The sequence below is a fragment of the Atribacterota bacterium genome, from assembly GCA_039638595.1.
GTDB lineage: Bacteria > Atribacterota > Atribacteria > Atribacterales > Caldatribacteriaceae > Profundicultor > Profundicultor thermophilus.
The window spans coordinates 1-14,259 of record JBDIWM010000047.1 but is presented as its reverse complement, the minus strand read 5'-3'; the positions used below and the strand labels follow the sequence as shown (position 1 = coordinate 14,259).

The window sequence follows — 14,259 nt, the reverse complement described above, 5'->3', positions numbered from 1 at the left end:
TTGCCGACGTCCGGGTACGTCGAGCTGTAAACCATGCCATCAACAAACAGGAAATTGTCGAATACCTCTATAAAGGCACCGCTGTCGTAGCCAAAAATCCCATTCCCCCCAGCATGTGGGGATATAATGATGCCATTGAAGACTATGAGTACAATCCAGAAAAGGCTCGAGACCTCCTCAAAGAAGCTGGATACCCGGACGGCTTTGAAACCACACTCTACGCGATGCCTGTTTCCCGACCCTATATGTTTGACCCACCAAAAATTGCTGAAGCGATTCAGGCTGACCTTGAAGCAGTAGGTATTAAAGCCAAAATCTACACTATAGAATGGGGAACCTACCTCCAGGAAACCGAAGCGGGAAAGCATCCCATGTGCCTTTTGGGTTGGATTGGGGACAACGGCGACCCCGATAATTTCATTTACGTCCTTCTCGACAAAGACAACGCCATCGTAGGAAGTGCTGCAAACGTAGCCTTTTACCGCAATGACGAACTGCATGACATCCTCATCAAAGCACAGAGAACCTATGATCAAGCAGAACGAGAAAAACTCTACATGAAGGCCCAGGGAAGCATCCACAATGACGCTCCCTGGGTACCACTCGCTCATGCCAAACTGCAGATGGTGTTCAAGAAAAATGTGAAGGGTTTCGTCCTCCATCCTCTGGACAGGAAGTCCTTCCAGAAGGTCTGGATTGAAAAATGAAATCATGGGGTGCTCAAAGCACCCCACGATAAAAAAGATGGTACAGGTGTGAAACGGTACCTTTTAAAGAGGCTTTTATTGATTATTCCAGTCCTTCTTGGGGTCTCCGTTATTGTCTTTTTTCTGGTACGCCTTGCACCGGGAGACCCAGCCAAGGTTCTGGCTGGAGAACATGCTTCGCCAGAATTCATCAAGGCGGTACGGGACAAATGGGGCCTGGACAAGCCACTCTCCATTCAGTATTTCATATGGTTACAAAGCGTCCTCCGGGGAGATTTTGGTACTTCCATTACCACTCACGCTCCGGTACTCAAAGAGATTCGCCATCGCTTCCCAGCCACATTAGAACTCTCGATTTTTGCCATGCTCATTGCAGTTCTTTTGGGCATTACCGCGGGAATTATTTCGGCTGTGCGTCAGTATTCAGTTTTTGACTATCTTTCCATGATTGGAGCACTGTTTGGCATTTCCATGCCTGTTTTCTGGCTGGGACTCATGCTCATGCTCATTTTTGGTCTGAAATTTGACCTTTTTCCCATTTCAGGCCGACTGAGTCCTGATGTAGCACTTCGAACCATTACCGGCCTCCACCTTCTCGATGCTTTGCTCACTGGAAATGGTAAAGCTTTCCTTGACGCGCTTTCTCACCTTATCCTCCCTGGTATTGCCTTAGGAACCATTCCTGCAGCACTTATTGCGCGTATGACTCGATCTTCGATGTTGGAGGTGATTCGTCAAGATTTTATCCGGACCGAACGAGCCAAGGGTTTGCCAGAACGGGTGGTGATTTACAAGCATGCCCTTCGTAACGCCCTTATCCCGATTGTTACAGTTATCGGCATGGAATTCGGACTCCTTTTGGGGGGTGCCATTCTCACCGAAACTGTTTTTGCCTGGCCGGGCCTGGGAAGATATACGGTGGACGCCGTCTACGCCCGAGATTATCCAGCTATTCAGGGGGCAGTCCTTTTCATTGCACTCACGTTCGTATTGGTCAATCTCTTCACAGACCTTCTTTATGCTTACATCAATCCTCGAATCCGGTATCGATAGCCATGCTAAGAAGAGCTCAGGTCCTTGAAACATTCCGAGTAGCGAAGAAAAATAAGGCCGCTCTGGTGGGTCTGGGTATCATCGTAATAATGGTAATCGTGGCGCTTTTTCCAAATTACCTTGCTCCAAATGACCCCATCAAAAGGAATCTCTCTCAGCGCCTTAAACCTGGTTTCTGGGCTGGTCGGGAATACGCTTCTTATCCTCTGGGCACTGACTATTTAGGCCGATGTATCCTTTCTCGCATCATCTGGGGAACTCGAACTTCACTTCTGGTGGGTTTTATCGCCGTGGCCATTTCCACCGTTTTAGGCCTTATCCTGGGGGTTTTCTCTGGATACTTCGGAGGATGGATAGATACACTCCTCATGCGTATTGTGGACGTGATGTTCGCTTTCCCCAGCATCCTTCTGGCCATCACCATCATGGCCGCCTTAGGACCGGGCCTTGAAAAGGCCATGATTGCCATTGGTATCGTCTACACACCCCAGATGGCCCGAGTGGTCCGAAGCGCGGTACTCGTCATTCGAGAAATGGAGTACATCGAAGCCGAAAAAGCCCTCGGTGCAAGCCACGGACGAATCATCTGGCACCATATCCTTCCCAATGCAATCGCGCCAGTTATCGTCTACGCCACACTGAGTACCGCTGGAGCCGTCCTCGACGCCGCTGCCCTGGGGTTTCTAGGCCTCGGAGCGCTTCCTCCCACCCCAGAATGGGGAGCTATGCTTTCTGGAAGCCGTCAGGCATTGACTGCCGGTGCTTGGTGGGCAGCAACCTTTCCAGGAATTGCGATTATGTGCGCAGTGTTAGGATTAAATCTCCTGGGTGATGGCATGAGAGACCTTTTGGATCCCAGACTCAGAGTATAAATGGACGAACTGATTTTGAATATAGAAAATCTGAAAACATACCTCAAAACTCCCGGGGGTGTGGTCAGAGCCGTTGACGGAGTCGATCTTACCATTTACCGAGAAGAAACCCTGGGCCTTGTGGGTGAATCGGGTTGTGGAAAAAGCATGACCGCTCTTTCCATTCTCAAACTGTACCCAAAGCCCCAGGGCGAAATCGTAGCAGGCCACATTTATTTTAATGGTCAGGACCTGGTGAAAAAGTCAGAAGAAGAGATGTATCAAATCCGGGGAAGCAAAATTTCCATGGTTTTCCAGGAACCCATGACCTCTCTGGATCCAATATTCCCGATAGGCGAAGGGATCATCGAAGTTCTCACATTACACCAGAAAATCAACCGTCGCGAAGCGTACAAAATGGCTATCGAACTCCTACGCAAAGTGAAAATCCCCGAACCAGAACGAAGAATGAAATATTATCCTCATCAGTTATCAGGAGGTATGCGCCAGCGAGTGATGATTGCCCAGGCCCTAGCCTGTAGACCCCTTCTGCTTATCGCCGATGAGCCAACCACGGCGCTTGACGTAACGATTCAGGCACAGATTCTTACTCTGATTAATGAACTAAAGCAGGAAATGAAAACTGCCGTTCTTCTCATTACCCATGATCTTGGAGTCGTCGCGGAAACTTGCCAGCGGGTTGCCGTGATGTATGCCGGAAAAATTGTCGAACGAGCATCAGTAGAAGTACTCTTTGAAAATCCCCTCCATCCTTATACCCAGGCCTTACTCGCTTCCATCCCTCGAATGGACAACCCCAAAAAACGACTACAGCCTGTTCCCGGCACTGTTCCCGACCTCATTCGGTTACCACCAGGATGCCGCTTCCACCCCCGCTGCCCAGTCCGTTTTGCTCCTTGCGATCAAGAGGAACCATCACTAAAAATCTTAGAAGGAGGACACCTGGTTTCATGTCACCGCTACTAATGGAAGTCCGCAACCTGAGCAAGAGGTTTATTGTGGAAGAGGAATGGGGCGAAAAACGTATTCTTAACGCTGTAAATGATGTCAGCTTTCCCATTTTTAGGGGAGAGACTCTGGGTCTGGTGGGAGAAACCGGTTGTGGAAAAAGCACTCTGGGGCGTTGCCTCCTGCGACTCCTCGAGCCAACCAGTGGCGCAATCATCATGGATGACCAGGATATCCTGCGTACTCCCCTGCATGAGTTCAAGAAATACCGCCGGAGGATGCAAATCGTTTTCCAGGATCCTTTCGCATCCCTCAACCCTCGAAAGACCGCTTACGCCATTCTTGAAGAACCCCTCATTATTCATGGTGAAAGGAACCCCAGAATTCGCTACGAATTGGTGCAGGAGATCGCCTCCCGGGTGGGGCTGGAAATACAGTCTCTCTCCAATTATCCCCATGAGTTTTCGGGAGGACAGAGACAGCGTATTGGCATTGCCCGAGCGCTTATTTTGCAGCCGGAATTCGTAATTTGTGACGAACCGGTTTCAGCTCTAGATGTTTCCATTCAGGCTCAGATTCTGAACCTCCTCTCAGAGCTCCAGGAAACCATGCATCTTACCTACCTTTTCATCTCCCACGATTTGAGTGTGGTACGGCATATCTCCAGCCGTATTGCGGTGATGTATATGGGACGGATTGTAGAAATCGCCGAAAAAGAAGAGATTTTCTCAACCCCACTGCATCCCTACACGAGGGCACTCTTGGCCTCGGTCCCCATTCCCAACCCAAAGGCGAAAAGAGAAAGAATTCTTCTTGAAGGGGATCCACCCAGTCCATTCCAGTTTTTTTCTGGATGTCTTTTCCACACTCGCTGCCTTTTTCGAATGGATATGTGTGTCGAAGTCACCCCTGAGCTTCAAACTGTCGACCATGAACACTTCGTAGCCTGCCATCTTTACGGAGGGAAATGATTGTTGGAAAAACGATTCATTACCATTGTGTCTCTAGGAGTGGGTATCGTTTTTGGAGGAACCATTGGATATACACTATTAGAAAAATGGAATTTTCTGGACGCCCTTTACATGACAATCATCACCATCACCACTGTCGGTTTCCAGGAAATACACCCCCTCTCTACAGGAGGAAAAGTCTTCACGATGTGCCTGGTCGCTTCGAGTATTTTTGTAGTAACCTATGCCGTTTCCTATTTTATCGATACACTCGCAGAAGGAAAATGGAAAGAATACCTGCAAAGGAGGGAAATAAAAATGGAAATTCATCACCTGACCAATCACTATATTGTTTGCGGTTGTGGCGTGGTGGGAAGAGAAGTGATTGAATACTTCACCAAAGCGAGGGAAAAATTTGTGGTGATTGAAAAAGATGAGACCAAAATTAAGGAAGCGCTGCAAAATTTTCCCGACTTTCCGTATATTCTCGGGGACGCCACTCGAGAAGAAAATCTGAAAGAAGCCCAGATTGAAAAAGCCAGAGGACTTCTTGCCCTGGTGGGGAATGACCCGGACAATGTGTACATCGTCCTCACTGCCAAGTATTTGAATCCAAAACTGCGTATCGTGGCCCGAGCCATTATTCCGGAGTCAATCGAAATCATGAAAAAAGCGGGAGCAGACTACGCGATTTGCCCGCAGAAAATAGGAGGCTTACGGCTAGCCGCAGCAGCTCTGCGCCCCCATGTTTCCTCTTTTCTCGACCTTGTTTTGCGCAGTGAAGCCTTTGGATTGACCATTGAAGAGGTGGAAATTGCTCCACATTCTCCTTTTGTGGGGAAAAGCCTGGCAGAAATTAATCTACCTGGTAAATGGGATCTCATCGTCGTAGCCATTAAGTCTAAAGAGCAGACCTATTTCGAATTAAATCCCAATGCCCAAACCGTTATCAATGCAGAAGATATCCTTATTCTCCTTGGGAAGCTCGACCGCATCCTGGAGTTACAAAGGTCGATGAGTTAAAAATCCTTCACTTCTCCCTCCTGGTTCTGCAGGTTTCTCTTAAGACAACGCACAGGCTCTGCGCACCGGTTTCCTCAACTTTGGAAAGGAAAATCATACAGGATAAAAAGCGAAGGAAAGAAGAGAGAAAGAAAACATAATAATAAGGATTTATCTGCCAGCCAAAAGTTGTCCCAACGAAAGAGGAAACAAGGGGTACCACCTTTTCTAGGACGTATCCTCCCACAAGGTAGGCAAAAGCAATACCAAAGGTACCCAGGAAAAAATTGAGCACGCCAACGTACAGAGAACGGTTTTCTTTCGGTGAAAGTTTCAAAAGGAGATTATTGGTGGTAAGGTCAATCCCGGGCCAGAAAACCCCCGCCAGAGTTTGAATAATGGGAACCACCACAATCCAGTTCTGGGAAGTAGTGTAACACCAGATAAGGGGAAGAAAAATAGCCACCGTGGTCGAGAGTACCGCAACTGGCTTGTTCCCGAAACGGTCAGTCAATCGCCCCCAGACCCGAACAAAAAAGAGGGTCGCAACATTGGAAATCACCTGCACATAGAACGCAATCTGGAAGAAATCCATGTGTAAATGTTTCAACATGTAAAGGTTAAAGAAAGGGGAAGCAACGTTGACGGCAAAATTCCAGGTAATCACAAAAAAGAGAAACTTCCAGAACGGACGACAACACAGAATCTCTCTAAAAGCCAAGGCGGGACTCTCTCCCAAGCTGGAGACGGTCATTGGTGGATCATAGGTTTGGGCAAAAAAGAAAAGCTCCATGAGCCCTGCGATTGAAGCCAGGGCAAAAACAAAGGCAAAGCCAGATATTCCCGCCATCGTATCCAGCAACTTTCCCACCACCAAACCACTGATGAGGGCAGCAACGGTAGCAATCATGGTCCGATGACCAAAAAATCTCCCCCGGACTTCAAGAGGCACAAGATCACCCATCCAGGAGAGAAAACTTACGTTCGTGAATGCACCCCCAATCGAGCTGATGGTAAGGGAAACAACCAACGTAAGGAATAAAACACCTCTTGTCCCAATGAAAAAGGGAGAAAAGGCGACGAGAATCCAGGGAAAACGGTTGACCAAAAGACTCCACAAAAAAATTGCCTTCCGGTTACGTTTCCGCTCAAGAACCAGTGAAGCCACGATCTGAACCGTTCCCCCAAGCACAGGCATGGCCAGCATCACAGCATAAAGAAAGTCCCCAAAGCCAAGTTCTCTGGCAAACCCAGCCAGAGGGAATCCGGTAGTGATGTTAAAAAAGATAATACCAAAACACACACTCCAGATGACGAGATTGAGACTGCGGTGAAGTGTTACTCCCACTCCTATATCACCAGGATCGAGATTCAACAAAGATTGAAAAAAGGCAAAAAACTTCTTTATCATAGGTGTTTTATACCACAAATTTTCCCCCTCGATACCCAAAAGTATCCTTTTCAAAACGTTTCGTCAACAAAGTGCCATGATGATGATACAATAATCAAAAAGGAGGAGTTTCGATGCCTATCTTAGAAGAAATCCAACAATTTATCCAGAGCATCTCTGGGAACTTTCAGGAAAAGAAGGGTATCTATGAAATTTCACTTCTCGTGGCGGAACGCAAAGCTTTTCTGGCTCGACAAAAATTGGAATACAAGGCGCGATTTCAAATTGATGATATCAAGAAGTGTGTCCAGTTCACCGAAATGCTCAAAGAATCCGGTGCCGGTCTCTCAGGCAGCGACCTTGATACCACACCTGGTTTTGGCTTCAAAAAGGAGACCCACAATACGCTTTCCGGTGCGCGAAGCGGTACCATTGAAGAACAATCCAAACTGTTGGGCAAAAAGTACGAGTACCGGTTCGATTGCCGAAAAATCCGAAGCGCTGTCGAGGAAATTGCCAGAAAAAATGGATACGAATTCCATTACCAGTTCACTGCATCAGGTCTTTAGACCATCAGAAAACAACGCCAGTGGGAACGAAAATTTTCGTTCCCACCATACCCTCAATACCGGAAGGAGTTCACTTCCTCAAACATGGCCACAACATTTTCCGGGGGAACACCAGCCATAATATTATGTACCTGCTGAAAAACATATCCACCCCCAGAAGCAAAAACGGTAATATTGTGGCGTGTATGTTCCCGGACTTCTTTAGTAGTTCCAAAGGGAAGGATGCGCTGGGTATCACATCCACCACCCCAGAAAACAATATCCCTGCCAAACTCCTTTTTTAGTTTCTCTGGTTCCATATCTCTGGCAGTAATCTGCACTGGCTGAATGATATCAAGGCCAGCTTCAATAAGGTCCGGTAAGAGCCGATAAAAACTTCCGCAGCAGTGGAGAGCCACCTTGAGGTGGGGAAACCTTTTTTTCACTGTCTGCCACATGATGGCGTGGCGAGGCTTAAAGAATTCCTGATACATTGCCGGTGAAATTTGGGGTCCAGTTTGCATTCCCAGGTCATCTCCAAATCCGATGATATCCACATACGGACCAAGGGTTTCCAGAAACCTCTCCAGATTCGTCAGATGGTACTCCACCAACCGGTCCAGAAAACGATGGATTCGGGCAGGATTAAGGGCAATTTCTGTAAACAGATTATCGATTCGAAAAACGAACTGGGATGTTTCCAGGAGATTCCCTCCAAAGGCAGCATAAATAGCCCGATCGGTTGATTCACGCAACCTTTTAGCATACTTTTTCTGTTCCTCCCAAGACCAGGGATATGGGGGTGCCCCCAGGCGAAACCACATTACCTGAGCCAGGTCGTGTTCTAAACGTTCAAAGGTTTCGTCTGTGTTCTCCGCTAAAGGAAAGTAACACTGCTCAAAATAAAGGCATCCTGGCCGTTGCACACAGATGGGTTGTCCCTCATCACCCCGCACAATCCACCCTTCCTCTGCTTTCTCTACCTCAATAAACGATGGGATTTTACATGGTGTCCCGTCAGGGAGTTCCCAATCTTTCCAGTACGCTGATTCATCTACAAAAAGGTGTTCCAACCCCACCACATCAACCTGGAAGAGATCCAGAACGTCTTTCTCAATCAAGGCCAACTGCTGAATAAAATCATAAACCAAAATTGGTCTTTCGGATAAACCAAGCTTACGACGCAAATCCCGATAGGCTAAAGCCATAATCCCAGAAGAACGATGTCCTCCAAAATCTACCGGAATCTTATCTGCTTCCTTATGGGCAAGCGCCAACTGCACTCTTTCCCGAGAAGTCATATCAGTTCCTCCTCATTCCCCAATAATTTTCACCAGCACTCTCTTTTTCCTTTGACCGTCAAACTCACCGTAAAAAACCTGTTCCCAGGGACCAAGATCCAGTTTTCCTCCTGTCACCGCAATGACTACTTCCCTTCCCATAATAGTTCGCTTGAGATGAGCATCAGCATTATCTTCCCCCACGTTATGAGCATACTGATCGTATGGTTTTTCTGGTGCCAGACGCTCTAACCATCGTTCAAAATCCTGATGCAACCCCCGTTCATCATCGTTCACAAAAACACTGGCCGTAATGTGCATCGCGTTACAGAGCAGTAACCCTTCATGAATTCCACTCTCTTTTAAGCATTCTTCAAGGGCGGAAGTAATATTGATAAATGCTCTCCGAGTCTTCGTCTCAAACCACAATTCTTTCCGGTAACTTCGCATTTCCCGTATCCCTCCATTCCACAACCATTTTCACATAACCGTTACCAAGGGAAGTGCCTTAGCTATTTTCTTTTTCAAGTCCTCCATCTCCTCTACCGAAACCGGCATCAGATTTTCAAGCTGGTATGTTTTGCCAATTCGAGCATATTTCCCCGCACCAAGACGGTGATACGGTAAAAGCTCTATTCTCACTCCAGGTAGACCTTCGAGGAAGCGAATCAATAATTGGATATCGCTCTGGGTATCATTAATTCCTGGAATGCGTGGATACCGCACCAGAACTTTACTCGAAAACTCCCGAAAAAGCACAACTAAATTTGAAAGAATTTCCCGGTTCTCAACACCGGTATAGAATTTGTGTTTTGCTGAGTCGATGAACTTCACATCGTAAAGAATCAAATCCACAATTTTCACCAACATCCTCAATTTCTCTAAGTCATCATTTCTGATTCCCGAATATCCTGCCGTGTCAATAACAACAGAAATCCCCCGTTCTTTCAAGGCTTTTGCGAGGGCCAGGACGAAATCAAACTGAGTGAGTGGTTCACCCCCTGAAATCGTCACGCCTCCACCTGATTCTTGGTAAAATAAACAGTCCTTTTCCACCTCTTGTACGAGTTCGGCAACGGTCACCTCGCGACCAATAATTTCCAGTGCCCCTGCAGGACACATTGCCACACAGAAACCACAGAGTGTACATCGTGCCCGGTCGATACGATACGGATTGGTAATATCGATAGCCCATTCTGGACATTCGGTAACGCATTTCCCACAGTTCCTGCATTTTTGGGCAGTAAAAGCAATCTCAATGTCCGCACTTTGAGACTCGGGATTATGACACCAGCTACAACTGAGCGGACACCCTTTTAAAAAGATTGTAGTCCTGATTCCCGGACCATCATGGAGAGAAAAACGCTGAACATCAAAAACCATGCCCTTCAAAGCCGGTATTCCTCTTTACTCCAACTTTTTTGCTAACCATTGAATGGCCTGATACCAGAATTGAGCATAATATGTCCACTCCACAAATGCGCTTCCCCAGTGTGGTGCAAGGTCTGAAGCGAACGCCATGGTTCTTCCTTTTCCATATTCCCATACCGCAATGAAGGGGTCTTCACCACAGGAAGCAATACAGGTCGCACCAACTTTCAATTGTAAACGGTTGTAACCCAGAAAAAGCGGCCATTCCTGTGGAGGAACATCCCTGACCAACGGGTGTTCTGGAAGAATGATGGCAGGTTTTATCCCTGCGGTCATTTCCACCCGATCATCATCCTTGAAGAGCGATACTGGTAAAACCTCTTCGATCGGACTTCCATGGTAATTGGCGATTGCCCTCACCCCTTGAAATGACATCCACCCTCCACACATGGCCAAGCCCCCACCTTGTTTTACAAACTCTCGAACCACCGAGAGTTTATCGGGACCCATGGGAACCTGAAAAAAGTCGGGGTAAAAGGTTAACGTATTGCAACCCGTGTCGCTCAAAATGAGCACATCGTACGTTTTCAGTTCATCTATAGTACGGGGGAAAGCACTCAGTGCCACATGATTAGGCATGTGAACCACTTCCACATCTGGATACGTTTTTAAAGCGTCTCGGAACCAGCGAGAAAAGTCTTCATACCCCCCGAGCGGAACCACATCAAATCCTTTGACGTGAAACTTCAGAACAATCCAGGTCTCCCCTACCAGTAAAACCTTAACCATTTCCTCACCCATTTTATCTTAACCCCCTATCCCTTTCCATATCCAGCCATTAAGCCAGAAATGAAATATTTTCCCAGAAAAATGAATACCGCCACAGGGATAATTGATGTAATGAGAGCCCCAGCCATTTGAATATGCCACTGGGCAATTTGAGTTCCCTTGAGTTCTGCCAAAAAAGGCATTACCGGTTTCACCTCTGGGCCCCGTGTAAGCGCAATACCCAGGAGAAACTCATTGTAAATCTGGATGAAAACAAGGATAGTAGCCGACACAAGACCCGGCAATGACACCGGAAGTAAAATCCGCAGATAAAAGAGAAACGGTTTACATCCATCGAGCATCGCCGCTTCCTCAAGTTCGGGAGGAATCTTCATAAAAAATGTTCCAGTAATCAATGTAGCCATAGGGGCGCTCAAAATTGTATAAATGAGAATTAATCCCGCATAGGTGTTGAGAAGCGCAAGCGATTTCAAAATATGAGTGATGGGGATGAGCACAATATGGTATGGCAAAAAGGTAACCACAACAATCAAAAAGAAAAGAAGGGTGGCAAAACGAAAGTTAAAACTGGTCAGCGAATAGCCAGCCAGAGACCCCACAAACACAGCAATAAACGTGGCAGTGAGGGTAATAATGAAACTATTTCGTAGACCAATTTTTAATGCCTGAAAAGCTCGAGCAAAATTGGAAAATTGGAGTCTTTGGGGAAGAGTGAGATATTTTTGCAGAGCCACCTCTTCCTGGGTCTTGAGTGAAGTGGTAAGTAGAGCATAAATGGGAATCATCCATACTATAGAAAGCACCACAATAAGGACTGCCGAAAAGAGAAGGAACGATTTTTCTTTCATACTCTCACCCACTTTTTGAGTGCCCAGAGTGAATAGGGGATGACCATGATGGCCGAAAAGCCAAGAATAACAATACTCGTTGCTGCTCCCATCCCAATATCTCGAGAATCAAATGTCAACCGATACATGAGGTACGGTAAAACCTCAGTGCTAACGCCTGGACCACCCCTGGTCATCACCCAAACCAGATCGAAAACTTTCACCGTGGTAATGGCTAACATGGTAGTGCAAATGAGCGTGGCATGACCCACGTTGGGAAAAATCACCCGAAAGGCGACTGTAAAGTGAGAAGCACCATCCACTTTGGCCGCTTCCACCATTTCGTAAGGGATACCCTTAATAGCTCCAAGATAGATCACCAAAGCAAATCCCAAGTATTGCCAGAAAGCAGCCACGATCATACAGTACACAGCGGTTTGTGGAAGGGCGATCCAGCCAAGACGAGAAGTGTTTACCCCAAGGAATCGAAGAATGGAATTAATCAATCCAGAACTTGGGTCATACATCCAAGCCCATAAAACACCAGTAATGATAAAGGAAAGCGACATCGGAAAGAGAAAAACCTGCCATAAAATCTTTTCCCCCCGACCCAGGTTATTGAGCAGATATGCTAGCACAAATCCCCCAAATACCGTCGGGGTGATGAAGAAGAGAAGCCAGCGAAGATTATTTCCAATATTTACCCAGAACCGCTGCAAACTGAAAAGACGAGAAAAATTATAAAAACCCACAAATTTCCAGGTTGCCTGTAATCCCTGCCAGCCAGTAAAAGCCACCACAAAATTCCATACAATCATCCCATAAAAGATACCGACAATAACGAGAATGGGAATTAGGAAAACCAGTCCCTGGGTCCGATAGTACCTCATGTCATTCCTCCAGCATGCTCAATATAAAAAGAGAGGCGAAGCAATGCTTCGCCTCTCTTTAATCAATCCATCATTCCCAGAACCAGCTGCAGGCCTCAGCAAGTTTGGTCCTCTCTGCTGCTTCAGCAATGCTCTTAATCGCCGCATCAACATCCTTGTCAACCAGGAATCGAGTCAGGATATCCATGAGCTCACTACCAAATGCTGGCGTGATCATCCCACCATGGAATCCGTCACAAACTGCCCGCAGATTTGCCAAATCCTGAGCACTTCTCTTACGGTATGGGTCTGGATACACATCAAAGGGCACGTCGCTCACGATCGTGACCGACCCTTTAATTAAATTAAATGCTTTTTGTGCTTCAGGAGTGGTACACATCAAGATCCAATCACGAGCATTGTTCGGATGCGGTGCACCTTTTGGCAAAGGGAAGGTATCAGCATGCCCCATCCAGATGTCACCAGGAATCGCCGTGACGCTGAAATCGACCTCTGGCTGCATACCAATGGCCAAATAATACCCCAGAATCCAGTCTCCCATCCAGTACATGGCCGCTTCGCCAGTTTTGAGTAACGCTCCAGCTTCATCCCAACTTTTTGTAGCGTGCCATGGGTAAATGTAGGGAATCAATGCCGCATATCGTTCCATCGCCTGACGGAAGGTTGCATCGTTGAGAAAATCGATTCGGCCAGTGTTGGCTTTTTCGTAGAAATCAGGGCCACCAGTATTGAGAAGCACCATGTCGTAGAGATACGTCGACCAGACTTTCTCCCGAGTCCCCAGAGCAAGCGGCGAAACTTCTGGTTTTGCTTCTTTAATTTTCTGGCAGGCCGCCAAAAGATCATCATAGTTTTCTGGAACCTTAATGCCCAGTTCATCAAACATTTTTTTGTTATACCACAACCAGTTGGTCCGGTGAGCATTGATGGGGACCGAATACACGTGTCCTCCAAACTTCAAGGTCTTCACCCACATGGGATTAATGCGAGTCTCAAAATTTGCCTGAGCCCAAATATCATCAACTGCTTCAAGATACCCCGCATCAATGTAATCTTTCTGCTGATTACCCTGATGGTCCTGGAACGAATCGGGAGGGATTCCGGCCGCAAGGTTGCTCATGAGTACCGCTAACATTGTTTCCCCTCCACCACCAGCCACCGGGTTCTCAACGATTTTTACATTCGGGTTGCGCTCAGCATAAAGTTTAAACAGAGCATCAATCGCTTCTTTCTCTCCACCCGCCGTCCAGTAGTGAAAGATAATAAATTCTGACTCTTTCTCTTGCGCTACACATAATCCCAATCCACCTACCACAAAAAACGCGATCACAACCCACAACCAAAATTTCCGCATGACCATCTCCCCCTTCTCAAAACAGATTTCGAATCAAAAAGGATTATATGACCTGCTCCTCCGAGAGAGTACCATTCCCACCCCCTTTCTGCGTCTTCAGCTCTTCGAAGACCAAAATTGCTGCCCCCAAAACACCATTCGTATCGCCAAGTTCGGCTTCTTTAATCCGTGTTTGGTCCACAATTTCCGAGGGTAAATGCGCCCTGAGGTATTCCCACACGGGGTTCATGAAATTTTGCACGAGAGCCTTACCCAAACTTCCCCCTACCACGATGACT

The 14,259-nt window shown here is 47.0% G+C and carries 16 protein-coding genes; 7 read left to right on the top strand and 9 right to left on the bottom strand.

The window, feature by feature from the left end; all coding sequences use genetic code 11:
• From ABDK92_09485 to ABDK92_09460, 6 genes are all read left to right on the top strand, one after another.
• Positions 1-707 (top strand): ABC transporter substrate-binding protein (locus ABDK92_09485; protein MEN3186838.1); only part of this gene is annotated, 707 nt, incomplete at its 5' end.
• A 48-nt stretch (positions 708-755) separates the two neighbouring features.
• Positions 756-1,760 carry an ABC transporter permease gene (locus ABDK92_09480; GenBank protein MEN3186837.1) on the top strand — a complete coding sequence of 335 codons (1,005 nt, stop codon included), beginning with the start codon at positions 756-758 and terminating at the stop codon, positions 1,758-1,760.
• 2 nt (positions 1,761-1,762) lie between these two features.
• On the top strand, positions 1,763-2,632 hold the full coding sequence (locus ABDK92_09475; protein MEN3186836.1) for an ABC transporter permease: 870 nt from the start codon (positions 1,763-1,765) through the stop codon (positions 2,630-2,632).
• Positions 2,633-3,598: an ABC transporter ATP-binding protein gene (locus tag ABDK92_09470; protein MEN3186835.1), complete on the top strand. Its 966-nt coding sequence runs from the start codon at positions 2,633-2,635 to the stop codon at positions 3,596-3,598.
• Positions 3,583-4,551: an oligopeptide/dipeptide ABC transporter ATP-binding protein gene (locus ABDK92_09465; protein MEN3186834.1), complete on the top strand. Its 969-nt coding sequence runs from the start codon at positions 3,583-3,585 to the stop codon at positions 4,549-4,551. Before ABDK92_09470 ends, ABDK92_09465 begins: the two co-directional genes overlap by 16 nt.
• Complete coding sequence (locus ABDK92_09460) at positions 4,552-5,553, top strand: potassium channel protein (GenBank protein MEN3186833.1); 1,002 nt, start codon at positions 4,552-4,554, stop codon at positions 5,551-5,553.
• A gap of 7 nt (positions 5,554-5,560) precedes the next feature.
• On the opposite strand, the gene ABDK92_09455 is transcribed toward ABDK92_09460, so the two are convergent.
• On the bottom strand, positions 5,561-6,961 hold the full coding sequence (locus ABDK92_09455; protein ID MEN3186832.1) for an MFS transporter: 1,401 nt from the start codon (positions 6,959-6,961) through the stop codon (positions 5,561-5,563).
• 95 nt (positions 6,962-7,056) lie between these two features.
• On the opposite strand from ABDK92_09455, the gene ABDK92_09450 reads away from it, so the two are divergent.
• Positions 7,057-7,491, top strand: a complete 435-nt coding sequence (locus ABDK92_09450) for a hypothetical protein (GenBank protein ID MEN3186831.1) — start codon at positions 7,057-7,059, stop codon at positions 7,489-7,491.
• A gap of 53 nt (positions 7,492-7,544) precedes the next feature.
• On the opposite strand, the gene ABDK92_09445 is transcribed toward ABDK92_09450, so the two are convergent.
• The 8 genes from ABDK92_09445 to ABDK92_09410 all read right to left on the bottom strand — a co-directional run.
• Positions 7,545-8,771, bottom strand: a complete 1,227-nt coding sequence (locus tag ABDK92_09445; GenBank protein ID MEN3186830.1) for a uroporphyrinogen decarboxylase family protein — start codon at positions 8,769-8,771, stop codon at positions 7,545-7,547.
• Positions 8,772-8,783: 12 nt separating this feature from the next.
• Entirely contained in the window at positions 8,784-9,200 is a 417-nt protein-coding gene (locus ABDK92_09440; GenBank protein MEN3186829.1) for a secondary thiamine-phosphate synthase enzyme YjbQ, read from the bottom strand.
• A 30-nt stretch (positions 9,201-9,230) separates the two neighbouring features.
• A complete protein-coding gene (locus ABDK92_09435) occupies positions 9,231-10,133 on the bottom strand; it encodes a glycyl-radical enzyme activating protein (GenBank protein ID MEN3186828.1) in 903 nt (300 codons plus the stop codon).
• Positions 10,134-10,157: 24 nt separating this feature from the next.
• Entirely contained in the window at positions 10,158-10,922 is a 765-nt protein-coding gene (locus ABDK92_09430; GenBank protein ID MEN3186827.1) for a glutamine amidotransferase, read from the bottom strand.
• A gap of 14 nt (positions 10,923-10,936) precedes the next feature.
• Positions 10,937-11,758, bottom strand: coding sequence for a carbohydrate ABC transporter permease (locus tag ABDK92_09425; protein MEN3186826.1), 822 nt, complete (start codon positions 11,756-11,758; stop codon positions 10,937-10,939).
• Positions 11,755-12,627, bottom strand: coding sequence for a sugar ABC transporter permease (locus ABDK92_09420; GenBank protein MEN3186825.1), 873 nt, complete (start codon positions 12,625-12,627; stop codon positions 11,755-11,757). The genes ABDK92_09425 and ABDK92_09420 overlap by 4 nt, the downstream gene beginning before the upstream one ends.
• 70 nt (positions 12,628-12,697) lie before the next feature.
• Positions 12,698-13,981, bottom strand: coding sequence for an ABC transporter substrate-binding protein (locus tag ABDK92_09415; GenBank protein MEN3186824.1), 1,284 nt, complete (start codon positions 13,979-13,981; stop codon positions 12,698-12,700).
• Between the two features lie 43 nt (positions 13,982-14,024).
• Positions 14,025-14,259, bottom strand: a 235-nt coding sequence (locus tag ABDK92_09410) for a hypothetical protein (GenBank protein MEN3186823.1), incomplete at its 5' end; no start/stop codon positions are given.